Origin of the sequence: Saccharomonospora sp. NB11, from assembly GCF_015910535.1 — a bacterium.
Classification (GTDB): domain Bacteria; phylum Actinomycetota; class Actinomycetes; order Mycobacteriales; family Pseudonocardiaceae; genus Saccharomonospora.
Genome location: NZ_JACBJG010000028.1, coordinates 1 through 428, shown reverse-complemented (window position 1 = coordinate 428; position 428 = coordinate 1). Strand labels below are relative to the sequence as shown.

The following is a 428-nucleotide window of genomic DNA, read 5'->3' as shown; positions in this document are numbered from 1 at the left end:
GGTCGGTTCGTGGTCGGTGGTCCGATGGGTGACGCGGGGTTGACCGGTCGCAAGATCATCGTGGACACCTACGGCGGGATGGCGCGGCATGGTGGTGGCGCGTTCTCGGGCAAGGACCCGTCGAAGGTGGACCGTTCGGCGGCGTACGCGATGCGGTGGGTGGCCAAGAACATCGTCGCCGCCGAGCTCGCGGGGCGGGTCGAGGTGCAGGTCGCGTATGCGATCGGCAAGGCGGCGCCGGTGGGTCTGTTCGTGGAGACCTTCGGTACCGAGAAGGTGGACCCGGCCAAGATCCAGGCCGCGATCACCGAGGTGTTCGACCTGCGCCCGGCCGCCATCATCCGGGACCTCGACCTGCTGCGTCCGATCTACGCGCCCACGGCCGCCTACGGGCACTTCGGCCGTACGGACATCGACCTGCCGTGGGA

1 protein-coding gene is annotated in these 428 nt (G+C 69.2%); it reads left to right on the top strand.

All coding sequences use genetic code 11. The features are described 5' to 3' along the window. Positions 1-428: methionine adenosyltransferase domain-containing protein (locus tag JAV51_RS20120; RefSeq protein ID WP_197322313.1), on the top strand; the 428-nt coding region annotated here is incomplete at both ends.